Genomic DNA, 22,838 nt, shown 5'->3' with positions numbered 1-22,838 from the left:
TCAAAGCCGTAATCGCACACTCGATGCGGCCGGGACTGCTCTAGCGCAGCCAAAAAGCCGATGCGGCAGGCAACCAAAAAAGCCGACGCACCCATGGGCGCGCCGGCTTTTTCCGTGGATGAAGCTAATCGTTCTGCAGATAACTGAGCAGACGCAGGATCTCGAGGTACAGCCAGACCAGCGTCACGGTCAGGCCGAGCGCGATGCCCCATGCCGCCTTCTCGGGCGCTCCGGCGCGGATCATCTGGTCGGCCGCGTCGAAGTCGATCAGGAAGCTGAACGCGGCAATGCCGATCACGACCAGCGAGAACAGGATCGCGAGCGGGCCACCGCTGCGCAGGCCGAGGCCCGAGCCGTGGTTGAAGAACCCGATCACCAGGTTGCCGATCATCAGGGCCAGCGCACCGAACATCGCGCCGACCACCCAGCGGGTGAACTTGGGGGTCACCCGGATCGCGCCGGTCTTGTAGACGACGAGCATTCCGAAGAACACCCCGAAGGTGCCCAGGACCGCCTCACCGATCAGTGCGCCGGCGTTGACGTTCGACACCTGGAAGTTGGCGAAGACGAACGAGACCGCGCCGAGGAACAGGCCCTCGAGGACGGCGTAGCTGAGCACGATCCCTGGGTTGTCCTGCTTGCGGCCGAACGTCGCGATCATCACGAGCGCGAAACCGCCGAGCGCCCCCACCAAGGTCAGCGGCATCGCCAGGGCGAGGTTGGCCGACAACAGGAAGTAGGAGACGATCGCCGCGATGCTCAGCACGCCCAGCGTGATGCCTGTTTTGGTCACGACGTCGTCGATGGTCACCGGACGGGTGGCCTTGGCCTCCTGGTAGGGAGCCGTGTAGGGGTCAGCTTGGTAGTACCCCTGCTGCATCTGGGCCGCGCCAGTGCCGAATTGCGCATATCCGCCGCTCTGCTTGGGCAGCGAACGAAATACCGGGTTGCTGGTCTCCCGCACCGTCGGATCCTCTCTTAGGACTGTGGCTTCGAGCCGTGCGAACACTTGCTCAACGATCAGTCGCCTTACCAAGTTCCCAATGGAACCGGTGTGTTCAGGGTATATCCGCGCCAGGTGCCTGTCGTCGGCTCAAACATAACCCTTACCCGCGGGCATAGCGCCTGTTGTCACGATCTAGATTGCTGGTCAAGACCCGCAAGTCAACCGGGCGACACTCTGCGCACAGACTGTCACCCGGAAAATCAGACTGGAAGGCTAGGGCGTGACCGAAGGCGCGACTGGGAAATCCGACGAGATTTTGGCCCGTGTCGACAATGGCGTCGGCCTGATCACGCTCAACCGCCCCAAGGCAATCAACTCGCTGAATCAGATCATGGTCGACGCGCTGCGCCCCCTGCTCGCGGGCTGGGAAAGCGACGATGCGGTGCGCGCAGTGGTGCTGTCGGGAGCCGGGGAGCGCGGGTTGTGCGCGGGCGGCGACGTGGTCGCGGTCTATCACAGCGCCCGCAAGGACGGCGTCGAGGTACGCAAATTCTGGCGCGACGAGTATCTGCTGAACGGCCAGATCGGCCGGTTCGCCAAGCCGTACGTGTCGTTGATGGACGGCATCGTGATGGGCGGCGGGGTCGGCGTCAGTGCGCACGGCAACGTCCGTGTGGTCACCGATACCTCGAAGGTGGCAATGCCGGAGGTGGGCATCGGGTTCGTCCCGGACGTCGGCGGAGCGTTCATCCTGTCCCGGGCGCCGGGCGGCCTGGGGCTGTACGCCGCGCTCAGCGGCGCAACGCTTTCCGGATCCGATGCCATCGCCCTGGGATTGGCCGACCACTACGTCGCGCACGACAAACTCGCGGCGTTTCGCCAAGCGATCGTCGACGACAGCATCGAGAGCGCACTGACCGCCCATGCCGTGGAGCCACCTGCCAGTGACCTTGTCGCACAACAGCCTTGGATCGACGAGTGCTTTGCCGGCGACACCGCGGAGGACATCCTCGCGGCGCTGCGCAAGCATGACGCCGAGCCGGCACAGAAGGCAGCCGACCTGATCGCCACCCGATCCCCGATCGCGGTATCGGTGACACTCGAGGCGGTGCGCCGAGCCGCGAAGATGGAAACACTGGAAGATGTTCTGGTGCAGGACTATCGAGTGTCGTCGGCCGCGGCGCGCTCGCATGATCTGGTGGAAGGCATTCGGGCGCAGATCATCGACAAGGATCGTAATCCGAAGTGGTCGCCGCCGGACTTCGCCGCGGTCTCCGCGGCCGACATCGACGCGTATTTCGCGCCGGTCGACGACGACTTGAGTTTCTAGAAAGGCGGATTGGATGAGCGAGACGACCCCAAAAAGCTACGAAACCATCCTGGTCGAGCGCAACGAGCGGGTCGGGACCATCACCCTGAACCGGCCGCAGGCGCTCAACGCGCTCAACAGCCAGGTGATGAACGAGGTCACCAGTGCGGCAACCGAATTCGACAACGATCCGGGTATCGGCGCGATTATCATCACCGGCGCCGGCGGCAAGGCCTTCGCGGCCGGCGCCGATATCAAGGAGATGGCCGGGCTGACGTTCGCCGACGCGTACGGCTCCGACTTCTTCGCCACCTGGGGCAAGCTGGCCGCCGTGCGCACCCCGACGATCGCCGCGGTGGCCGGATACGCGCTTGGCGGTGGCTGCGAGCTCGCGATGATGTGCGACCTGCTGATCGCGGCCGACACCGCGAAATTCGGCCAGCCCGAGATCAAACTCGGTGTGCTGCCGGGCATGGGCGGTTCGCAGCGCCTCACCCGCGCCATCGGCAAGGCCAAGGCGATGGACCTGATCCTGACCGGGCGCACCATCGGCGCCGAAGAGGCCGAACGCAGCGGTCTGGTGTCGCGGGTGGTGCCGGCCGACGATCTGCTGACCGAGGCCAATGCCGTCGCCACCACGATTTCGCAGATGTCGCTGTCGGCGTCGCGGATGGCCAAGGAAGCCGTCAACTGCGCCTTCGAATCCACCCTGGCCGAGGGGCTTCTCTACGAACGCCGGTTGTTCCACTCGACTTTCGCGACCGAAGACCAGTCCGAAGGGATGACGGCATTCGTCGAAAAGCGGGCTCCCAACTTCACCCATCGGTAAGATCCCCGAAGTGAGCGAGCCTGGTTCCGCGAGCGGCGCCGACGACGAATCGGCCGTCGGTGCAGGCGAACTCGCGGACTCGCCGGCGGGCGTCGCCACCAAAGCCGATACGGAGCCGGAAGACCTCGACTGCGCCGGTCTGCAAGAGATCGCCAGCAAGCCGTTTTGGGTCCGGCACTACACCTTCACCGGCACCACGGTCGGCCTGATCTTCATCTGGTTTTCGTTGACGCCGTCGCTGCTGCCCCGCGGCCCGCTATTCCAGGCGCTGGTCAGCGGGTTCTCCGGCGCCATCGGCTACGGGTTGGGTGTCTTCTCGGTCTGGCTGGTCCGCTACATGCGCTCCAAGGAGTCCTCGCCACCGCCACCGCGCTGGGCATGGAAGGTGCTGATCCCGGTCGCCGTCGTCGGCCAGGTGCTGATGGCGATCTGGTTTCACGTGTGGCAGGACGACGTGCGGGACCTGATGGGTGTCCCGCACCTGCAGTGGTACGACTACCCGCTGGCCGCCGTCTTGTCGTTCATCGTGCTGTTCACGGTCGTCGAAATCGGGCAGGCCGTCCGCATCTTGGTCAGTTTCCTTGTGGGACAACTCGATCGGATCGCTCCGTTTCGCCTGTCGGCCACCATCGTGGTGGTAGTTCTCGTGGTCCTGACGATCACCCTGCTCAACGGCGTGGTCATCAAATTCACGATGCGCACGCTGAACAACACGTTCGCCACGGCCAACAACGAGATGAATCCCGACAATGCACCGCCGAAAACCCCGCAGCGATCCGGTGGTCCGCAGTCCCTGGTGTCGTGGGAATCGCTGGGCCATCAGGGCCGCATCTTCGTCAACGGCGGCCCGTCGGTCGACCAGCTGTCCGGTTTCAACGGAGCCCCGGCCACCGAACCGATCCGCGCCTATGCCGGCCTGAAGTCCGCCGACGGCATCACCGCCACCGCCGAGCTGGCGGCGCGCGAACTGCAACGCGAGGGCGGTCTGCAGCGCGAGATCGTCGCGGTCGCAACGACTACCGGGACCGGCTGGATCAACGAGGCCGAAGCCTCGGCGCTGGAATACATGTACAACGGCAACTCCGCGATCGTCAGCATGCAGTACTCGTTCCTGCCGAGCTGGCTGTCGTTCCTGGTGGACAAGGAGAACGCACGACACGCCGGCCAGGCACTGTTCGAAGCCGTCGATCGACTGATCCGGCAACTACCCGAGGGGCATCGCCCCAAGCTCGTGGTGTTCGGCGAGAGCCTGGGCTCGTTCGGCGGTGAGGCGCCGTTCATGAGCCTCAACAACGTCCTGGCCCGCACCGACGGCGCCCTGTTCAGCGGGCCGACGTTCAACAACATCATCTGGACGGACCTGACCGCCACCCGAGACGCTGGTTCGCCGGAGTGGCTGCCCATTTACAACGACGGCCACAACGTCCGATTCGTCGCTCGCCCAAACAATCTGGACCGCCCCAAGGATCCGTGGGGCGCACCGCGGGTGGTGTATTTGCAGCACGCCTCGGACCCGATCGCCTGGTGGACGCCGGACCTGCTGTTCAGTGAACCGGATTGGCTGCGCGAGCGACGGGGTTACGACGTTCTGCCGCAGACGAATTGGATCCCGGTGGTGACCTTCCTGCAAGTGTCGGCGGACATGGCGGTTGCCGTGGACGTGCCCGACGGGCATGGCCACCGCTATGTCGCCGACGTCGCCAACGGCTGGGCTTCGGTGTTGTCACCGCCCGGGTGGACGCCGGAGAAGACCGAACGGCTGCGACCGCTGTTGCACGCCAACGATTAGTTAGATCCAGCGGCGGCCGCTGGCACCGGTGTTGGCCAGTATCGCCGCATTGATCGGCTCGCCGGCCAGTTCGGCGAGCACGCCCGCGCCGGCCAGCGCGTGGTAGCCGCCGACGACGTCGGTGGCCCGGTGCAGGCCGATGTCGAGCAGCGCGGCCGCCGCCAGGCTCGACGTGTAGCCCTCCGAACACAGGATCACCCACTCGACGTCGTCGCCGACGGCTTCGGGCAGGCGGGCGTCGCTGGTCGGGTCGCAACGCCATTCCAGGACATTGCGTTCGATCACCAACGCGCCCGGCACCTCGCCCTCGCGGAATCGCTGTGCCTGCGGCCGGATGTCGACGAGCACCGCGCCGCGCCGAAGCGCATCGGGCACCTCGGCGGCGGCGAGCCGGCGAAAGCGGCGTCGGGCGGATCTCAGGACCACGTCGATACGGCTCATCACGTCCCCTCTGGTTGGTCGGTCAGTTCGGTGCGCTGGCGCCGCAGCCTGCTGTTCGCGGTGACCTCGTAGTACGACATCGCGCTCAGCGGCGGCGAATACGCATGCACGCTCAGCGTCGGCGCGACCGGTCTCTTGATCGGGCTCACCGGGCGCGCCACTGGCCTGGGCGCCCACACCACGTCGTGCACCCAACCCAGCGGGAAGCCCGCCTGATCACCGGCATCGAGGCGGCGGCGGCGTAAGTCCCTTCCGTCCCAACGGAATTCGTTGAGGGATCCGGATACCACGGTCAGCGCACCCAACGACCCACCGTGGTCGTGCAATTCGGTGGCGTGACCGGGAACCCAGCTGATCAGCCAGACGTCGAGTTCGTCGTCGCCGTGGATGCGGATGAACCAGCGCCGCGAGTCCGGGACGCCGCCCTCGGGCAGCAGGTGATCGCAACGGCCGCTGAGCACGTCGTCGGCGGCTTGATCGGTGGCGTGCAGCAGGTCGGGAACCCGCAGCCGCGTCGGGCCCGCGGAGGCAGACGCGATGCTCGATGAACGCAACGCAACGGAACTGGCGACAGACACAGACATTGGAGAACTCCGCGAGAGATTCGGATTGGGCAGGGCCGGCGCGTTAAGGCCGACAACACTCCCAAAATCCGAAGCGCTCCATCACGGGCACCAGTGTTGCATAGATTGAAGGCTGTGCGCTGGTGCAGTCATCGCCCCCTGCTATGGAGTGCCCCCGTCGTGGCGGCTGGTTTGATCGCGACGCTTTGCGTCGCGGGCTGCTCGTCGGGCGGGACCCCCGCGGGCAAGATCACGTCGTCGTCCCCGCAATCGACGCCCGGCCCGCAAAGGCCGACGTCCGCATCGCCGGGGCGATCGGCCTGTCCCCTGCCGGGGTGACCACCAAGGTCGACGTCCCCGCCGAGTCGACCGAAGAGGAGTACTACCAGGCCTGTCACGCCGCGAGAGTGTGGATGCAGGCCCGGCCCAAGACTGGGGAATCCCAGTTCGAGCCCTATTTGGCGATGGTCCAGACCTCTCCGACGGCCACCGCGGGCAGCTGGAACACCCGCTGGGCGGATCTAACCCCGGCGCGGCAGGCGGCGGTGATCACCGCCGCCCGAGCGGCCGCCAACGACGAATGCGACTAGCGGCCTTCGAACTCCTGCGCAATTGCGATCACGGATGAAAAAAGTGCCGCCCCGACCCAACTGGCGTCCGTCGCGGCACGCAAAATAGAGAGGTGTCTGGCGAAGCGGTCGCGCGTCGAGCAACACGTCCCCGGGTCGCCGTGGCACTGGGCAGCGGTGGCGCCCGGGGCTACGCCCACATCGGGGTGATCGACGCCCTGCAGGAGCGCGGCTTCGAGATCGTCGGCATCACCGGCTCGTCGATGGGCGCGATGATCGGCGGTCTGCAGGCGGCCGGTCGGCTCGACGAGTTCGCCGATTGGGCGAAGTCGTTGACGCAGCGCACCATTCTGCGGCTGCTCGACCCGTCGATAAGCGCGGCCGGGGTGATGCGGGCCGAGAAGATCCTCGAGGCGGTACGCGACATCCTCGGCCCGGTCACGATCGAGGAGCTTCCGGTCCCCTACACCGCGGTGGCGACCGACCTGGTGGCCGGTAAGTCGGTGTGGTTTCAGCACGGTCCGCTCGACGAGGCGATCCGGGCATCGATCGCGATTCCGGGTGTGATCCCTCCGCACGAGGTCGGCGGACGCCTGCTCGCCGACGGTGGCATCCTGGATCCGCTGCCGATGGCGCCGCTCGCCGCGGTCAACGCCGACCTGACGATCGCCGTTGGCGTCAGCGGCAGCGAGGTGATCGCGAAACGAGAGCCCGAGCCCGGCGCTACCGTCGAGTTGCTGAACCGGATGGTGCGCAGCACCACGGCGCTGCTCGATACGTCGGCGGTGCGGTCGCTGCTGGACCGGCCGACGGCGCGGGCGGTGCTGAACCGATTCGCATCGGATACCGACTCGGATGAATCGGGCGAGGAAGCCGAACTCGTTGAGGCACCGGGAGTTCCGAAACTGGGCAGCTTTGAGGTGATGTACCGGGCCTTCGACATCGCCCAGTCGGCTCTCACCCGCCACATGCTGTCGGCCTACCCGCCGGACCTGTTGATCGCGGTACCCCGTTCGACGTGCCGGAGCCTGGACTTTCATCGGGCAGCCGAGGTGATCGACGCCGGCCGGTTGCTGGCCGACCAGGCCCTGGATTCGCTCGAGCGCGTCTCCGAGAAACCCGCGATCGAGGGCTGATCAAACGAGAGCTGTTGCAGCGGTTATGGATTCGCGATCAGACCCCGAAGAAGCGGACGACGGCGTGGGCCTCGCGGCGGCCCTGGTCCCGTCCCGCCACTGCCGAGTTGATTCGACAGCCGGGATCTAACACGTTGGGGCCGAACGCTTTCAGCGAGTCGGCGTCGGCGAACACCGCGACAGCCGCGCCGTCGAACGCCGCGATCTCGGCGGCCGGCCCGGCACCGAATGGCGACGGAGCGTCGGGAGCAGCGGGCACCAACACCACGGCCGCGTCGCAGTCGCGGGCGACGCCGAGGTTCACCGAGCTGGCGACCCCGCCGTCCATGTACCGCCGGCCGGCTACCGTCACCGGCGGCCACGCCCCCGGCACGGCGCAGCTGGCCGCCACCGCATCGATGAGCTCCGCGTCCGATTCGGAGTCGAAGACCACCAATTCGCCAGTGGCCGTGTCGATTGCGGTGATACGCAGCGCGCGCCGAGGCCACTCGTGCGACGGCAGACGTTGCGCGATCACCTGGCGTCGGACGGGTTCGGGGACGGTCTTGGTGCTCAGCGCGATGGCCCCGATCCGCTGCATCTGCTGCCGCGTCCTGCCCAGCGAGTCGTCGTACGCCTCGCCCAGCGCGGCCAGGAACATCTCGGTGATGGTGTCTATGTCGACGCCGGAATCGATCTCGGCCGACGTCTCGGCGACTTGCCGGTCGAACAGCTCCTCGAGCGTGGCGCCGCTGCCGATCTGGGCGGCGACCACCGAACCCGCCGACGTACCCACCAGCACGTCCGAATCCAGCAGCAGCCGCGCCGCGGCCGGAGACTCGTCGGCGATTCCCTGCAGAACACCGGTCTCCCAAGCGATTCCGGCTATTCCGCCGCCGGCCAGCACAAGCGCACGTCTGGTCATGTCACAACTTCCGGGTGTTGGGCAGCGCGTGCTGCGCGTCTTCGACCGGCACGCTCAGATCCTCCCGGCGCAGCAAGTGCTTGGGCGGATCCGGCAGGATCATCGTTCGGTTGATCTGCAGCGCGCCGTCGACGTGCACCAGCTCGCCAGGGTGCAACAGCCGCCAGCGCGGGTCGTCGTCCATCGGTTCGGTGGCCAGCACCACTGACGGCCGCGTGCACAGGAGGTCGGACTGCGCGTGAATCCGCTTGGTACGCAAATTAAAAGCCGGTTCGGGTGTATCGGCCGACTGGTCGCGCCGATCCAGCAGACAGAGCTGGTGAGTTGCCGGATAGCGCATCGCCCACATGTCCGTGGCTGTGCACAGCAGCACGTTGACCGCATAGATCGCGACGTTCGCCGCGAGCCAGGTCATCGCGTCGGTGATGCCGGCCGAGACATCACCACCGGCCGCACGGATCGAGGCGGTCATCAACGCGAACGCCCGCTCCGAATCGGTTTGACCCAACACCAATTCGTCGGCGCCGACCTCGCGCAGCCGTTCGTCGAGAATGTCGAGTCCCTCGAGCACGCCGTTGTGCGCGAAGATTCGGCCGTCCTGCAGGAACGGGTGGGTGTTGTGGACGTCGAGCGAGCCGGTCGTCGCGTAGCGCACATGGGCGATGAACGTCGTACCGGTCTTGCGGTGCGCCTCGGTGGCGAAGTCGGCGTCCTGCCACGCCGCGATCGGCTCCTTGCACACGCGCGGTTCGCCGTTGACGTCGAAGACCCCCAGGCCGGTGCCGTCGGGATTGCGGCGGCTCTGCTGGGACAGGCTGTCGGGCGCGTCCAGCAGCCAGAAGGTCGCGGTGCAGGCGTGCGTCCCGGCGTGCAGGCCGAAGAGTCGACACATGGGCTCGACGGTACCGAATACGGTTGCGCCCTCAGCGCGTCAGCATCCCCGACAGCTCGCGCAGTGCCTGGCGCGCGTAGCCCTTCCACATCCGGCCGAACACCGGGAGCATCAAAGCGGAAAGCGGCGAGCGCGGATGAATATCCCAGCGCCAGGTGACCTCGGTGCCGCCGGCGGCCATCACCACGGTGCGGGTCCGGCCCGCGGCATCCCAGGCGCCGGTCTGGTCGCACACCTCTTGGATCGGCGGGAACAGCCCGTGCCGGCGGCTGAAGACCTGGGTGAGCGGCACCGGCAGCGTGCGCGCAAACGCCTGCTCGACCGGAAGCGGCATGACCAGCGATTCGGAGACGACGACCGAATTTGCCATGGGCTCAACACACCTCACTTCGCGAGCAGACACGGATCGCATTCCTCGGAATAAAATACGCGATTCTGTCTCCCCGCTGCTACGCGGGAGATGCCCCCGGCTCGCCGGGTCAGGCGTTCAGTCGCGCGCCTCGGTGACCTGGTAGCCGTTGTCCGCATGTCGGGATCGGATGGTCTTCTTGTCGTACTTGCCGACACTGGTGCGCGGAATCTCGTCGGCGAAGGCCCAGCGGTCGGGCAGCCACCAACGAACAACCTTGTCCGAGAGAAACGTTCGCAACTCACCGGCGCTCACCGACGCGCCTTCGTTGAGGACGACGACGGCCAGCGGTCGTTCCTGCCAGCGTTCGTCGGGAACCCCGACGACGGCGGCCTCGAGCACGTCCGGGTGACCGATCAGGCAGTTCTCCAGCTCGACCGAGGAGATCCACTCCCCGCCGGACTTGATCACGTCCTTGGCGCGGTCGGTGAGGGTGACGAAGCCCTCCCCGTCGATGCGGCCGACATCGCCGGTGCGCAACCAGCCGGAATCGAATCTGGAATCGTCCCGGCCGCGGTAGTAGGACCCGGTGATCCACGGGCCGCGGACCTCCACCTCACCCACGGCCTGGCCGTCGCTGGGCAGCACCGTGCCGTCGTCGGCGACGATGCGCATCTCCACGCCGCAGATCGGCTGGCCCACGGTAGCCCGGTATGCCCAGTGCCGGTCGTCCGGGCTGCCGGGCGGCGGCCAGGCCATCGTGGCCAGCGGCGACGTTTCGGTCATGCCCCACAACTGCCGGATCTGGACGTCGTACTTGTCTTCGAAGGTGCGCATCATCGACACCGGCACGGCCGAACCGCCGCAGGCCACCAGGCGCAGCGACGAGATGTCGTGGTCGGGGTCCTTTTCGAGGTGGTGCATCACGTCGTTCCAGATGGTCGGCACCGCGCCGGCCAGGGTGGGCCGCAGCTTCTCGACCATGTCGATCACCGACCGGGCGCCGAGATGGCAATCGGGGAGCACCAGGTCGGCACCGGCCATCAGGGCCGCATAGGGCAGTCCCCACCCGTTGGCATGGAACATCGGCACGATCGGCAGCACCCGGTCGCAGGCCCCCACCCCGATCCCGTTGGTGCTGCACGTGGCCATCGTGTGCAGGAAGCTCGAACGATGGCTGTAGACAACACCTTTGGGGTTGCCGGTGGTGCCACTGGTGTAGCACATCGCGGCGGCGGAATACTCATCGATGCGCGGCCAGTCGAATTCGGTCGACTGGCCCTCGATCAGCTCCGCATACCGCAGCACCGTCTTGCCCGACTCCTGCAGCGCCGCCGTGTCGCCGTCGCCGACCACGATCACGGTGTGCACCGTTTCGAGCTCGGGCAGTACCGGAGCGAGCACTTTGGCCAGCGACATGTCCACCAGCACGACCTGGTCTTCTGCTTCGTTGGCGACGTAGGCGATCTGTTCGGGGAAGAGCCTGATGTTCAGGGTGTGCAGCACGGCACCCATCGACGGGGCCGCGAGGTAGGCCGTGAGGTGCTCGGCGTTGTTCCACATGAACGTCGCGACGCGCTGGTCTCCGGTCACGCCGACGCCACGCAACGCGTTTGCCAGCTGCGCGGCCTGCCGACCCAATTCACGGTAGGTGGTGTGGCGGTACCCGTCACCCGTCGCCGTCGTGACCGTTCGGCCGCCGTGGACACCGCAGCCGTGCCGCATGATGGCGGTGATCGTCAACGGAAAGTCCTGCATCGTGCTGTCCATCGATCTACCGCCTTACCGTCTTGGCGCAGCACCGCCTCATGGTCGGTCGGGCGAATGGTATCGCCGCGCTAGACCGTGGGACGAGAAATCCCCCTGACAAAGTCTGTTGTCCGGGATCGGGCGACGGTCAGGCGAGCACGGGCTCGTGCGGCACGAGGTCGGGCACCCGCCAACCGGTGGTCGACAGCGCGCTCTCGGCAACGGCAGCCTCGATGGCCAATGGGGTAGCCGACGCGATCGGCGTGACGCCCACCGAGCCGGAGTAGCCCGCGATGTAGAGGCGAGTGCCATCCGGGCTTTCCACCACGCACGACGGCTGCATACCGGCCCCGAGCGTCGCGATGACGTCGTGGGTGAGCGTGCACAGCACGGTGACGTTGTCGTCGCTGACCAGATAGATACGGTCGCCGTCGGCGGACAGCGCCATCCCGGTCAGAATGCCGCCGATCTCACCGACCTTGCGCGTGTTGGTGATCATGTTGGTCCGGGTGTCGACCACGTCGACCACGACTCCGACCTCGGGGGCGCAACTCGCCACGTAGGCGATCGCGCCGTTCGGGCTCAGCGCGACGTCGCGAACCGGCAAACCGATCTCCACGGTTGCGATCGCCCGCACCGCGGCCTGCTGGACCGGGGCGCGCTTCTTGCCCCAGGAGGCTCGACCCGCCGCCTCGGCTTCCGCTCCGAGCACCACCAGCCGGCCACCGGCCGGCCCGTTGACACCCACGTACGCCCGCGAGCCATCGGGGCGCACCCGCACGCATTCCGTGGCTGTGCCCGGCACCGCGTCCGCGACCTTGACCGTGCGGACCGTTCCGGTCGCGGTGTCGAGCACGGCGACGTCTGCGACGCCGGCGGCGTTGCGGCTGGCGTACACCTTCTGCCCGACGGAGTCGACCGCCACGTCGCTGACGCTCAGTGCCAGCGGATGCTTCGCGACCACCGCGTTGGTGGCGATGTCGATGGCCTGGATCGAGTCGTAAGCCGTCGACACCGTGCTGACGTATGCCCGGCCGCCGCTGATCGCGATGGCGAACGGCTCGTCGACGCCGTGGATGGTGTCGACGACCCGAAACGTGTCGGTGTCGATCACCGAGACGCTGTCGGATCCGCAGTGGGTCGCCAGCAGCCGGCAGCCGTCAGGGCTGATCGCGATGCCGCTGATCGGGCCGTTGTCGCCGGCAATCTCGACGGCCACCGGGGCGATCGGCGTCGCGTCCATCTCGACGATCTTGCGGGCGGCCTCCCGGCCGTTGGTCTCGCTCACGTTCGTACCGCCTTCGCTATCGATGTCGATAACCGCATTTCAACGCCCGAAAAAATGCGCTGGTCTGCACAAATTTTACCGGCCGAATTTCGGCAAATAATGATTAATGTCGGCACTGTCTGCTAAATCACCGAGGGGCCTCAGGATTCGCTCAGGGCGATGGTTGCCGAGTATATACACGCTCACCCCCAGCAAAGAAGGATGAAGCTAGTTAGCTGTCTATATGCGCAAAGCGGCTAACCAATTAGCGCACGCCGAACGAATAGTCGGATAAGAATCTATTAGATTCGCCGGAAAAAGAGGGATATGTCACACTTGTCGGGCTCCCGTATGTCGCGGCGTAATTAGCTGAACTGGGTCTTCGGCCGCGCCAGGCTGACGCCGTCGACCGCGATGTCGAGCTTCTCGTTGTAGAACGCCACCAGCCCCGCGATCTGGCTGACCGCCGGCAGTGGAAAGTGATACGTCCACGCGAGGTCCGCGTGCACGGTGTCGCCGATGCGCACCGACCAGTAGCCGGACGTCACCCCTTTGTACGGGCATTGCGTCTCGGTTGAGCTGGGCTCCAGATGCGCAAAAGAAACATCGGCGGGGCCGATGTAATACCTTGTCGGCAAACCGGTTTCGAAGAGCAGCACCGGAGATCCGGTGTCGGCCAGCACGACACCGTCCAGCTCGACCCGGATGTGCCGGTGCGAGCGCAGCGCGTCGACGCGGGAGTACGGGTTGCGTGGGTGCACGTAGATGGGCTCGTCTTCCTCGAACCAGCGCAACGCGTCCCATTCGAAGCGCACCGTGCCCGCGACGGGGCTGTCGGCATCGGCGTCGAACACCCGGGCGGCCGACGGGTGCGTCTGGCCGGCGCCGACCAGCGAGTGCAGCCGCGACGGCCCGAACTGCACCTTCTGCGCGTGCTCCTCGTCGCGCAAGAACTCCGGGCGCACATCGGTCAGCGGCACGTAATAGGCCGGGTAGTAAGGGATTTCCCACACATAGCGCGCCGCGGTGGTGTCGAAGACCAGCTTGTCGCCCAGAAAACCCCGGACCCGCCGCGGTACGGGCTCGATGCGTCCCCGGGCCGCGGCCATCTGTGGGTAGTCAGGCTCGATCGTCATAAGACACCTACTGGTCCTTGGACGCGAGACCGACCGGCGCATTCGCAATCGCTTTGTGGATCGCGTCGGCCAGCGCCAGCGCGCTTTCCTCGGTGAGTTCCAGGGCGACCCGTGCCGACGGGCCGAGCTCCGGATTGATCACATCGATGTTGACCGTGTGGGTGTAGGGCGCGTGCACGGCGTGATCGACGTAGACGGTCGCGCGGTGGGCGCCGAACCATGCAGCCGGGCCCTTGCCGCTGCCGTCGATCTCGACGTGCTCGGTGAGATGTGTGCACATGGCTTGCTGCACCTAGCCTTTCAGGTGGGTCGCGAAGAATTCGTCGATGTGGCGCCAGCCGTCCACCGCGGCCTCCGGACGGTACGCGGGCCGGTCGACGGAGAAGAAGGCGTGGCCCGCGCCCTCGTAGGAGTGGAACTCGTGCGGCTTGCCCAGCTTGGTCAGCTCGGCGTCCAGCGTGGCCACCGCGGCGGGCGTCGGGAACACGTCGTCGGCCCCGAATAGGCCCAGCAGCGGGCAGCTCAGGTTCGGCGCCAGGTGCAGGATCGGTTTCATGGCCTTGGGTAGTCCCTCCCGGGCATCCTCGACGACGCGGCCGCCGTAGCAATCCACCGCGGCGTCGAACGGCAGCGAGCAGGCGGCCAGGTACGCGTGCCGCCCGCCCGAGCAGTGCCCGATGACGCCGAATTTACCGTTGGCGCCGGGCAACGATCGCAGGTGCTCAACCGCGCCCGCGACGTCCCCGACCAAGCGATCGTCGGGCACTCCGCCCGCCGCGCGCACCGCAGCGGCCGCGTCGTCGGGAGCGGCGCCCGGCGCCTCCCGCGAGTACAGGTTCGGCGCCACGGTGTGGTAGCCGCTGACCGCGAGCCGGCGAACGAACTCCTTGGTTTCCCGGTCGTATCCGGGCATGTGATGGATCCAGACGACGCCGCCGCGCGATCCTTCGGCGACCGGCTCGGAAACCGGGCATGCGCGATAGGCCTCGATCTCATCGCCACCGTGGCCGGTGATGGTGATCGTCTCCGCACGAATGGCATCCGGGCTGACCGCGTTCATCGAGATGCTCCTTGCTGTGCCGCAATCGAGTGCGGAGCGCATGCGGCTCGTCCGGGTGCTGGTGGGGGTGCGCCCGCCGAAAACCAACGTATCCGAACTTCGGCGCGGGGCTCAGCCGACCTTGATCGGGATCGTCTCGGCTTCCATCGTGGGAGGCAGTTTTCTCATGTCAACGGTCAGAATCTCGCCACTGTCCTGGGAGCCGTTGGGCGCCATCTTGGGCTTGAGGGCAAACGGCGGAGTCGTGGAGGCCAGCCCGTCCAGGCCGAAATCACTGTCGTTGGCAATGAATAACGTCTTTCCACCGTCCGGGGTGATGACGCCTTCGATCTTCGCGTGTCCGAAGAAGTTACCGGCGGCCGACAACGAACGCAGTAGGTCGGTGAGATCGAGCTTGAGCTTCTTGCCGGCCACCTCGATCCCCGCCGCGCTGAGCTTGTCGGTGGCCGCCTCGACGCCGGTGATCCCGACGAAGGTTTCAATCGGCACGCCGTTGATCAACAGGCCGCCGCGGTCGGCCTGATAGCTCGTCCCGGACAGCGACGCCCGGGGCCCGACGTCGGTGGCCCCGGAGATGTCGGCCAGGAAGATCTTCTTGTTGCCGTTGGGCTGTGGCTCGCCGTCCAGCTCGTCGACGAGGAAGGTGGTGTTGCTGACCGCGGTGATTTCCGAGACCGCGACCCTGGTCTGCTGCGGGTTGGCCAGCGGGTAGAGATACTCGCGCACGTCGCTGTGGTTGGCGAGGTTGATCGTGACGATGCGGGTCATCGGGACCGACACCGACGAGCCGAGCAGCCCCGGAGTCCGCAGCGCCGACTGCATGATGCCGACCAGCGTGGAGCCGTCGGGGGTCAGCGTCAGGCCCTCCAGACCGTGGTTCGGGTGGCGCAGCGACAGCTCCTTGGGCAACGTTGCGTCGAATGGCGAAAGACGTTCCAGCTCTTTGCCATTGGCATCGAAATGGACGATGAACGGGCCGTATTCGTCGGAAACCCAGAAGGTTCCGTCGGACAAGGCGACCAAGCCTTCGCCGTCCAGACCGTGATCCGACGGCGAGAGCGGCACGCCGTTGATGTCGACCGCCGTCTCGCCGAGGCCGGCCTGCGGGTAGGACAGCCCGACCAGGGGCGCACCGTCCTTGCCCGCCAGCGTGATGATCTGCTCGACCGACGCCACCCCGTCGGCGAGCTTCAGCTTGGCGATCTGCGGGTGGAAATCCGGTATCGGAAAGACGATTTCGTTCGCCGTGCGCCCGGCAACGTTGGGGCCGCGGTCGGTCAGGCCGTAAATCTCATTCGGGCTGCCCGGGACCGGGGCGATCGCCGAACCATGCGCGTTGGCCTGGATCGCGACGCCGCCGATGGTGGCGATCGGCGGCAGGTTCTCGGAATAGAGCTTGACGCTGGGGGTGCTGGTGAGGTGGAGCTGGTCGGTGCCGGTGAACCCGGCATCCGGGGTGTAGATCATCGTGCCGTTGGCACCGTACGTGATGCTGCCGTGCTCGGGCTTGGCGTATGCCACCGGCGTATCGCCCTGGGTCGCGGCCAGCATCTGATCCGGGGTGATCGTCAACGCCTTGCCGGCGGGCGTATGGAAATCCGGCTTTGCGCCCGACCCGGAATGCCCCGACGAGCAGGCCGCCACCGTGATCAGCACGGTCACGGCTGCGACAAGCCAGATCCTCTTGGATGCCACGCAATCGACCTAACAAGTGGAAGTTGTCGCGCTGATGGATGTCACACGAGTCGACGTCGCGCACTCTAATGCTTCTTGTCGCGCACCTTGTAGGACGAGGGCCATGACTTGCGTGCCTCGTCGCCGGTCAGCGGCGTTCCCATCCCGCCGACCTTCACGTTGTACGCCTCCTTGCCCGGGCCGACCTCCCGATTGGCGTGCTCCTGGGCCAGGAAGTACAGCTCGTCGATCGTGGCTTCGTCGTAGGCGACGAACGAGGTTTCCCGGGCGAGGTCGTCGATCCCGACCAGCATCCGCTCCGGGACATAGCGTGACGCCAGCGCCGCCAGCCCCAGCAACGAGTACGGGATGACCCAGTAGCAGATGAACAGCAGCGGGGTTTTCGTGTCGAGGATCGTGGCCGCCTGTCCTCCGAACTCCTCCAGCACCGGCGGAATCGCGGACGACACCGTCATGCCGGCGAACGCGGCGATCCAGATCCAGGACAACACGTCGGTGATCCGATCGAAGAGCTCGGTCTTGACCACATCGGGAGGCTGCTCGGCCGCGGCGAACTCGCGCACGAACGACTTGCCCACCAGCTGACCGACGAGGGCCACCAGGAAGATCCCCGCGCTGCTCAGCGGCTGTATCCACCGGTGTATGAACGTGTCACTGAGGGTGAACGTCAGAACGGTCAGCACCGCGAACGTGGCTACCGCCCCGATCTCCAGCGTGCCGCCCGACTTACTCAGGGCGCGCCCGATCGCAAACGCGCCGATGGCGATCACCAGGGCGACCACCACCGCGGTCTTGAACGGGACGTTGCCGACCAGCACCCAGTAGATAAGCCACGGCGCAAATCCGAAGAGCATGCCCACGGTGGGCCAGTGTATGAGTTGCCGGCTCCTACGCCGGCGAGCAACACCACATCGCGGCGGATCGGCATCCTGCGGTTGCCGGGCAAACCCATTACATTGCCTTTGTAGTGAACGACGATCCGCGCAACGACGTGGTCTCCCGGCAATACGATCGATGGCAGTACCCGCCCCCCATTGACGACCTCGAGGCCTACGCGAAGAACAACTGGGAGTGGTTCGACCCGTTCTACGCCCACCGGGTGTTGTGGCCCGACCGGGACTACCGGCCCGACCTCGACATTCTGATCGCGGGATGCGGCGCCAACCAGGCATCGGTGTTCGCCTTCACCAACCGGGCGGCCAAGGTGGTGGCGATCGACGTCAGCCAATCGGCGCTGGACCATCAGCAGTACCTAAAGGACAAGCACGGCCTGGACAACCTGGAATTGCACCTGCTTCCGATCGAAGAGGCATCGACGCTGGACGGCGACTTCGACCTCATCGTGTCCACCGGCGTTCTGCACCACATGGCCGACCCGTTGACCGGCATGACGGCACTGGCGGGCCGGCTGCGCCGAGACGGCGCGATGGGGGTGATGCTCTACGCCAAGTACGGCCGCGCCGGGGTCGAACTGCTCGAGTCGGTCTTCCGCGACTTGGGGCTTGCCCAGGACGACGCATCGGTGCAGGCGGTCAAGGACATTATCGCGGCGCTGCCACCCGACCATCCCGTCCGGAGTTACTTGACGGCGGCCCGCGACCTGCAGACCGACGGCGCGCTCGTCGATACCTTTCTGCACGGTCGCGCGCGCAACTACACGGTCGACGGGTGTCTTGAGCTGGTCGCCTCGGCCGGGCTCACATTTCAGGGCTGGTTCCACAAGGCGCCGTACTATCCCCACGAAATATTCACTCCGGCAAGCAAATTCGGAAGCCACCTGGAGAAATTGCCCGACGCCGAACTGTGGTCGGTGATGGAACGGCTGCAACCTTCGAACGCGACACATTTCTTCATGGCCTGCCGTCCCGACCGTCCGAAAGAGCAGTACACGATCGATTTCACGACGGACCGGGCGCTGGACTACGTTCCGATGTCACGCACCGCGTGCCTGTTGTCTGAGGCCGATCTGCTGGGACCCGGTTATCGGGTGCGGCTTCGCCCCGCCGAGCTGCCGTTCGCGCGGCTGGTGGACGGCCGTCGCAGCATCCGCGAGATCGCCGCCCAGGCCGCGCAGGGCGGTGGCGGCGGTCCCGGCAGCGTCGCCGAGGACTTCGCGCGCAAGCTTTTTCAGGAACTGTGGCGGCTGGACTTCCTGGCGATGGCGATCGTAGCGAGCGAACATGGAGCGTAATGGCTTGCGCTGGGACGTATCTCACACCGCATGCCGGCGAAAAGCCCAGCGAACCGGCGGATAGCGCTAAATCCATTGCCAAGACATAGTGTCAAGACAAAGTTAGGATTTTGGTCCTGCCTGATTCACCTAGGAGTAGACGAATGAAGAACACGGCATGGTTGGCGAGCCCGATCGCTGCCGTGGTGACCGGTCTTGTTGCCTTCGCCGCCCCGATCGCACACGCCGATGGCGCGGATGACACGTTCCTGCGCACGCTGCAGCAGCGCGGGCTCAGCTGGCCCACCGGCCAGGACCAGATGATGATCAACGCCGGCCACGCGGTGTGTCAGGACTTCGACGCCGGGGACACGATGGCCCAAACCGTCGACGACGTGAAGAAGGCGCTCGGGGTGAGCAACATGGGTGCCGGCAGCATCGTCGGCGCGGCGGTTGCGTCGTACTGCCCGCAGAACCGCAGCAAAATGTAAAGCTGACCTCGGGACCGGGCCTGGGCGCTTCGCCGCCGATCGCCCGCCGACGTCGTTTCCGAACAGCTGGTTGCCCTTGGCGGGCACCCTATTGACGTGCCCCCAGTCGGACTCGAACCGACACTGGGCGGATTTTAAGTCCGCTGCCTCTGCCAATTGGGCTATGGGGGCCCCGGCGGCGAATCTAGCGTGCGACACCCGGCTCCGGGAAACCGCGTCCCGCCCGAATTTGGCCGAATTCAGGACGTGCGTGCACGCGACACTCGGCGTACGATGCGCACCCCGCGGGACTTTCAGCTATTCGGCCCTGCCTAGCAGATGACACCGCCATGTCGGCCGACAAGACCTTGTTAACACCGCCGGCGTCAGCGTTAAAACGCCGTAAACGCCCGTCACCCACGCCCTTTCGATCGGGAAGTTGGTCAGTGGGGAAATTAGCCTTACGCCAGTACACAGGGGCTCGTACGCCACCACTCAGGGTTGACCCAGTTCTTCGGGTCGACATGGTTCGAACACTAGAGGAGCAATGCATGTCATTCCTGACAACAGTGACTGAAGAGTTGCTTGCTGCGCAGGGGCAGCTGGAAGCGATCAACGCCAACTTGGCGGCGCAGAACGCGGGTGCCGCTGCCGCAACCACGGTTGTCGCTCCCGCGGGTGCCGATTCGGTTTCGCTCCAGCAAGCGGCGATCTTCTCGGCGTTCGGCACCACCTACCAGACCACTGCCGCCGACGCTCAGACCCAGCTGGAAACGTATACGACCAACCTGGGCACCAGCTCCAACAGCTACAGCGACGCCGAGGCCACCAACGCGTCCCAGGCCCTGCTGCAGTCGGCCGACCCGTCGGAGATGAGCCTGCTGTCGGATCCGATTTCGCAGGTCCAAGCTCCCGGTCCGGGCAGCACCGCCCTCGACTGGCTGCAATACCTGCTCGGTGGAACCGGTAACTTCACCAACCCGACGATGCTTGGCGGGATGTTCGGCCTGTCCAGTAACGGTGCCAACATCTTGAACATCGGTGCCGGCAACTGGGCTTCGGCCGCATCGAACCTGGTCGGTATGGCCGGTGGTGGTCTGCTTCCCGCCGCCAGTGACACGATCGCCGACGCCGCCGCCGCCGCGGGCGCCGCCGACCTCGCCGCCTCGACGACCCCGATGCCGGCCGGCATGGGCGGCATCGGTGGTGCGATGCCGGTGATCGGCATCGGCCAGGGCACCCTGGTCGGCAACATGTCGGTGCCGCCGAGTTGGGTCGGCAGCCAGATCACTCCGGTGGCGGGCGCCACCACACCGCTGCACACCGTGGGCTGGACCGGCGCGGCACCACAGGCCACCGGCACGCCGATCGCCGGCATGCCCGGCATGGTTACCGGCGCGGGACGCGCCTCGTCCGGCTTCGGTGCGCCGCGCTACGGCGTCAAGCCGATCGTCATGCCGAAATTGAAGGCCGTCTAGACCGCGGCGCCGACCTAACTCACACATTCGACCGATAAGAGGAGCGGGATACAAAAAATGGTTATGGACTTTGCAGCCCTACCGCCGGAGATCACCTCGACGCTCGTGTGGAGCGGCCCGGGCTCGGCACCACTCATGGCCGCCGCGGCCGCGTACGCCAACCTGGGTGCCGAGGTGAGCACCACGGCAACGTCGTGGGAATCGATCATCACGACGCTGACGACAGATGTGTGGACCGGTGGTGGGTCGTCCGCGGCCGCGACCGCCGCCCAGACGATCGTGACGTACCTGACCGACGCGGCGGCCACATTGGAGCAAGCGGGGTCTGCGGCCTCCGCGTCGGCAGCGGCTTTCGAGGCGGCATACGCCGGGGTGGTAAACCCGGCGCTCGTCTTCACCAACCGCGCGGAGTACGCGGCTGCGCTCGCGGCGGTCCCGTTCAGCCTCCCGGTGCTCACCGAGTTGGAGACGGAGTACGCCGAGATGTGGGTGCAGGACGCCACCGCCATGAGCGCGTACCAGGCCGCTTCCGATGCGGCGGCGGGGATGTTGCAGCCGGTGACCCCGCTGGCGTCGACCGTCGACCCGGCGGGTCCCGCCCTGGAGGACGCCAACAGCCTGTTCCAGGCGGCTGATCTGCAGTCGTTGGCCGACGCGCTGCAAATCACCAACCCCGTCGTGAGCAACAACCTGCTGCAGTCGATCGACGGCTTCCTCGGTACTCCATCGGTGCTGAACGCGATCAACGGTGCGGTCAACACCGTGGCGTGGTTCACCATGATCACCATTCCTACGGCGGTATCGCTGGGCCACACCCTTGCCAGTGCCGCGGTGCCGGCGGCCGCGGTCAGCGACGTGGTGCCCGCCGGTGCCGGCGGCATCATCGAAGGCTCCGTGGTCAGCTCGGTGTCGCCGATGGCGGGCGCGGGCGGCTTGGGCAGCGCGGCGAGGGCGAGCCTCGGTGGGGCATCCACCGTCAGCCGTCTCTCGGTGCCGGCCAGTTGGGCGGCCAACGCCGCCCCCGCGACGGAGCTGGCGGCAGCGACCGCGCCGCTCGAGGGCTCGGGCTGGACCGCGGCCACCGAGGAAGCCTCGGTCATGGGTGCGCCGGGTATGCCGGGAATGGTGGCGGGAGCCAAGGGCGCCGGTGCTTACGCCGGGCCGCGCTACGGCTTCAAGCCGATCGTCATGCCCAAACAGGTTGTCGTATAACCGGCCAAAATGGGGTTCACATGTCACGCTTTCGAAGCTGGCAGTTAACCGCTAGGCCGTAATCTATTCGCTGCGCGGCTACCCCCGCGCCCAGACCAATCACCAATCTTCCATCAATTAGAAGCAGCACCCAAAAAAGGAGAAAGGCAACATGGCAACACGTTTTATGACCGACCCGCACGCGATGCGTGCGATGGCGGGCCGTTTTGAGATGCATGCGCAGACGGTGTCGGATGAGGCTCGCAAGATGTGGGCGTCGTCGATGAACATCGCCGGTGCGGGCTGGAGCGGTCAGGCCCAGGCCACGTCGTACGACACGATGGGTCAGATGAACCAGGCGTTCAACAACATTGTCAACATGCTCCACGGCGTGCGTGACGGGCTGATCCGTGACGCCAACAACTACGAGACGCAAGAGCAGCACTCGCAGCAGATCCTCGGCAGCTAGCCCAAACTCGCAGCTTCCCAACACTTTTAACTCAGGAGGACAAAGACAATGTCGATCAATTACCAGTTCGGAGATGTGGACGCGCATGGCGCGTTGATTCGCGCGCAGGCCGCCTCGTTGGAGGCCGAGCACCAGGCCATCGTTCGCGATGTGTTGGCTGCCGGTGACTTCTGGGGTGGCGCCGGTTCGGTGGCGTGCCAGGAGTTCATCACCCAGTTGGGTCGCAACTTCCAGGTGATCTACGAGCAGGCCAACCAGCACGGGCAGAAGGTGCAAAGTGCCGGCAACAACATGGCCAGCACCGACAGCGCCGTCGGGTCCAGCTGGACCTGACACCTCTCGTTTCAGACGGGGCCGCACACCGATCGGTGTGCGGCACCCGCCGCGGTAACACCTCGCCGCCTTCATTGGATTCGCAAATATTGA

General features: G+C 66.2%; 23 protein-coding genes, 1 tRNA gene and 1 pseudogene. 11 read left to right on the top strand and 14 right to left on the bottom strand.

Annotated features, from left to right (window positions below; translation table 11 throughout):
• Nucleotides 1–124 precede the first annotated feature (124 nt).
• On the bottom strand, nucleotides 125–964 hold the full coding sequence (locus G6N54_RS24595; RefSeq protein ID WP_163792821.1) for a Bax inhibitor-1/YccA family protein: 840 nt from the start codon (nucleotides 962–964) through the stop codon (nucleotides 125–127).
• Between the two features lie 262 nt (nucleotides 965–1,226).
• Here G6N54_RS24595 and G6N54_RS24590 point away from each other — a divergent pair, with 262 nt between their 5' ends.
• The 3 genes from G6N54_RS24590 to G6N54_RS24580 all read left to right on the top strand — a co-directional run bounded on the left by G6N54_RS24590 (nucleotide 1,227) and on the right by G6N54_RS24580 (nucleotide 4,873).
• Entirely contained in the window at nucleotides 1,227–2,276 is a 1,050-nt protein-coding gene (locus G6N54_RS24590) for an enoyl-CoA hydratase/isomerase family protein (protein WP_163792819.1), read from the top strand.
• A 13-nt stretch (nucleotides 2,277–2,289) separates the two neighbouring features.
• Entirely contained in the window at nucleotides 2,290–3,084 is a 795-nt protein-coding gene (locus tag G6N54_RS24585) for an enoyl-CoA hydratase (protein ID WP_163792817.1), read from the top strand.
• 139 nt (nucleotides 3,085–3,223) lie between these two features.
• Nucleotides 3,224–4,873 (top strand): alpha/beta hydrolase, encoded by a 1,650-nt coding sequence (locus G6N54_RS24580; protein ID WP_276056158.1) that lies wholly within the window; start codon nucleotides 3,224–3,226, stop codon nucleotides 4,871–4,873.
• On the opposite strand, the gene G6N54_RS24575 is transcribed toward G6N54_RS24580, so the two are convergent.
• Both G6N54_RS24575 and G6N54_RS24570 read right to left on the bottom strand, forming a co-directional pair.
• The gene (locus tag G6N54_RS24575) at nucleotides 4,874–5,314 is read right to left on the bottom strand and encodes a rhodanese-like domain-containing protein (protein ID WP_163792813.1); all 441 of its coding nucleotides are present in this window, start codon (nucleotides 5,312–5,314) and stop codon (nucleotides 4,874–4,876) included.
• The gene (locus G6N54_RS24570) at nucleotides 5,314–5,898 is read right to left on the bottom strand and encodes a cupin domain-containing protein (protein WP_163792812.1); all 585 of its coding nucleotides are present in this window, start codon (nucleotides 5,896–5,898) and stop codon (nucleotides 5,314–5,316) included. Before G6N54_RS24570 ends, G6N54_RS24575 begins: the two co-directional genes overlap by 1 nt.
• Nucleotides 5,899–6,012: 114 nt before the next feature.
• Here G6N54_RS24570 and G6N54_RS31760 point away from each other — a divergent pair.
• Both G6N54_RS31760 and G6N54_RS24560 read left to right on the top strand, forming a co-directional pair.
• A pseudogene (locus tag G6N54_RS31760) lies at nucleotides 6,013–6,467 on the top strand (lipoprotein LpqV).
• A gap of 92 nt (nucleotides 6,468–6,559) precedes the next feature.
• Nucleotides 6,560–7,582, top strand: a complete 1,023-nt coding sequence (locus tag G6N54_RS24560) for a patatin-like phospholipase family protein (RefSeq protein WP_163792810.1) — start codon at nucleotides 6,560–6,562, stop codon at nucleotides 7,580–7,582.
• 37 nt (nucleotides 7,583–7,619) lie between these two features.
• Here the strand turns inward: G6N54_RS24560 and G6N54_RS24555 are convergent, their stop codons facing one another.
• The 10 genes from G6N54_RS24555 to G6N54_RS24510 form a co-directional block, all read right to left on the bottom strand.
• Nucleotides 7,620–8,486, bottom strand: coding sequence for a patatin-like phospholipase family protein (locus G6N54_RS24555; protein ID WP_163792807.1), 867 nt, complete (start codon nucleotides 8,484–8,486; stop codon nucleotides 7,620–7,622).
• A gap of 1 nt (nucleotide 8,487) precedes the next feature.
• A complete protein-coding gene (locus G6N54_RS24550; RefSeq protein WP_163792805.1) occupies nucleotides 8,488–9,378 on the bottom strand; it encodes a class II glutamine amidotransferase in 891 nt (296 codons plus the stop codon).
• Nucleotides 9,379–9,409: 31 nt separating this feature from the next.
• Nucleotides 9,410–9,748 (bottom strand): SRPBCC family protein, encoded by a 339-nt coding sequence (locus tag G6N54_RS24545; RefSeq protein WP_163792804.1) that lies wholly within the window; start codon nucleotides 9,746–9,748, stop codon nucleotides 9,410–9,412.
• 117 nt (nucleotides 9,749–9,865) lie between these two features.
• Entirely contained in the window at nucleotides 9,866–11,497 is a 1,632-nt protein-coding gene (locus G6N54_RS24540; RefSeq protein WP_163792802.1) for a long-chain fatty acid--CoA ligase, read from the bottom strand.
• Nucleotides 11,498–11,624: 127 nt separating this feature from the next.
• Nucleotides 11,625–12,764 carry a YncE family protein gene (locus tag G6N54_RS24535; protein ID WP_232072980.1) on the bottom strand — a complete coding sequence of 380 codons (1,140 nt, stop codon included), beginning with the start codon at nucleotides 12,762–12,764 and terminating at the stop codon, nucleotides 11,625–11,627.
• Between the two features lie 344 nt (nucleotides 12,765–13,108).
• Nucleotides 13,109–13,873 carry a DUF427 domain-containing protein gene (locus tag G6N54_RS24530; RefSeq protein WP_163794947.1) on the bottom strand — a complete coding sequence of 255 codons (765 nt, stop codon included), beginning with the start codon at nucleotides 13,871–13,873 and terminating at the stop codon, nucleotides 13,109–13,111.
• Between the two features lie 13 nt (nucleotides 13,874–13,886).
• The gene (locus tag G6N54_RS24525) at nucleotides 13,887–14,159 is read right to left on the bottom strand and encodes a DUF6295 family protein (RefSeq protein ID WP_163792801.1); all 273 of its coding nucleotides are present in this window, start codon (nucleotides 14,157–14,159) and stop codon (nucleotides 13,887–13,889) included.
• Nucleotides 14,160–14,171: 12 nt separating this feature from the next.
• Nucleotides 14,172–14,939, bottom strand: a complete 768-nt coding sequence (locus tag G6N54_RS24520) for a dienelactone hydrolase family protein (protein ID WP_163792799.1) — start codon at nucleotides 14,937–14,939, stop codon at nucleotides 14,172–14,174.
• A gap of 111 nt (nucleotides 14,940–15,050) precedes the next feature.
• The gene (locus G6N54_RS24515) at nucleotides 15,051–16,634 is read right to left on the bottom strand and encodes an esterase-like activity of phytase family protein (RefSeq protein WP_163792797.1); all 1,584 of its coding nucleotides are present in this window, start codon (nucleotides 16,632–16,634) and stop codon (nucleotides 15,051–15,053) included.
• Between the two features lie 65 nt (nucleotides 16,635–16,699).
• Entirely contained in the window at nucleotides 16,700–17,494 is a 795-nt protein-coding gene (locus G6N54_RS24510) for a hypothetical protein (RefSeq protein WP_163792795.1), read from the bottom strand.
• A gap of 107 nt (nucleotides 17,495–17,601) precedes the next feature.
• Between G6N54_RS24510 and G6N54_RS24505 the strand changes: the two genes are divergently transcribed.
• Together G6N54_RS24505 and G6N54_RS24500 are read left to right on the top strand one after the other, a co-directional pair.
• Nucleotides 17,602–18,825: a class I SAM-dependent methyltransferase gene (locus tag G6N54_RS24505; protein ID WP_163792793.1), complete on the top strand. Its 1,224-nt coding sequence runs from the start codon at nucleotides 17,602–17,604 to the stop codon at nucleotides 18,823–18,825.
• Nucleotides 18,826–18,968: 143 nt separating this feature from the next.
• Nucleotides 18,969–19,295 carry a DUF732 domain-containing protein gene (locus tag G6N54_RS24500; RefSeq protein WP_163792791.1) on the top strand — a complete coding sequence of 109 codons (327 nt, stop codon included), beginning with the start codon at nucleotides 18,969–18,971 and terminating at the stop codon, nucleotides 19,293–19,295.
• A 97-nt stretch (nucleotides 19,296–19,392) separates the two neighbouring features.
• Here G6N54_RS24500 and G6N54_RS24495 read toward each other — a convergent pair.
• Nucleotides 19,393–19,466 (bottom strand) — tRNA-Leu (locus G6N54_RS24495).
• Between the two features lie 359 nt (nucleotides 19,467–19,825).
• Here G6N54_RS24495 and G6N54_RS24490 point away from each other — a divergent pair.
• The 4 genes from G6N54_RS24490 (at nucleotide 19,826) to G6N54_RS24475 (ending at nucleotide 22,745) form a co-directional block, all read left to right on the top strand.
• A complete protein-coding gene (locus G6N54_RS24490) occupies nucleotides 19,826–20,752 on the top strand; it encodes a PPE family protein, SVP subgroup (protein WP_163792789.1) in 927 nt (308 codons plus the stop codon).
• 57 nt (nucleotides 20,753–20,809) lie between these two features.
• Nucleotides 20,810–21,964, top strand: coding sequence for a PPE family protein, SVP subgroup (locus tag G6N54_RS24485; protein ID WP_163792786.1), 1,155 nt, complete (start codon nucleotides 20,810–20,812; stop codon nucleotides 21,962–21,964).
• Nucleotides 21,965–22,115: 151 nt separating this feature from the next.
• Nucleotides 22,116–22,412, top strand: a complete 297-nt coding sequence (locus G6N54_RS24480) for a WXG100 family type VII secretion target (protein ID WP_163667469.1) — start codon at nucleotides 22,116–22,118, stop codon at nucleotides 22,410–22,412.
• Nucleotides 22,413–22,460: 48 nt separating this feature from the next.
• Nucleotides 22,461–22,745, top strand: coding sequence for a WXG100 family type VII secretion target (locus G6N54_RS24475; protein WP_163792784.1), 285 nt, complete (start codon nucleotides 22,461–22,463; stop codon nucleotides 22,743–22,745).
• The last annotated feature ends 93 nt before the right edge of the window (nucleotides 22,746–22,838 follow it).

This window comes from Mycobacterium stomatepiae (genome assembly GCF_010731715.1).
GTDB classification, from domain to species: Bacteria; Actinomycetota; Actinomycetes; order Mycobacteriales; family Mycobacteriaceae; genus Mycobacterium; species Mycobacterium stomatepiae.
Note: the sequence above shows the minus strand (reverse complement) of the source record. Positions and strands in the feature narration are given on the sequence as shown.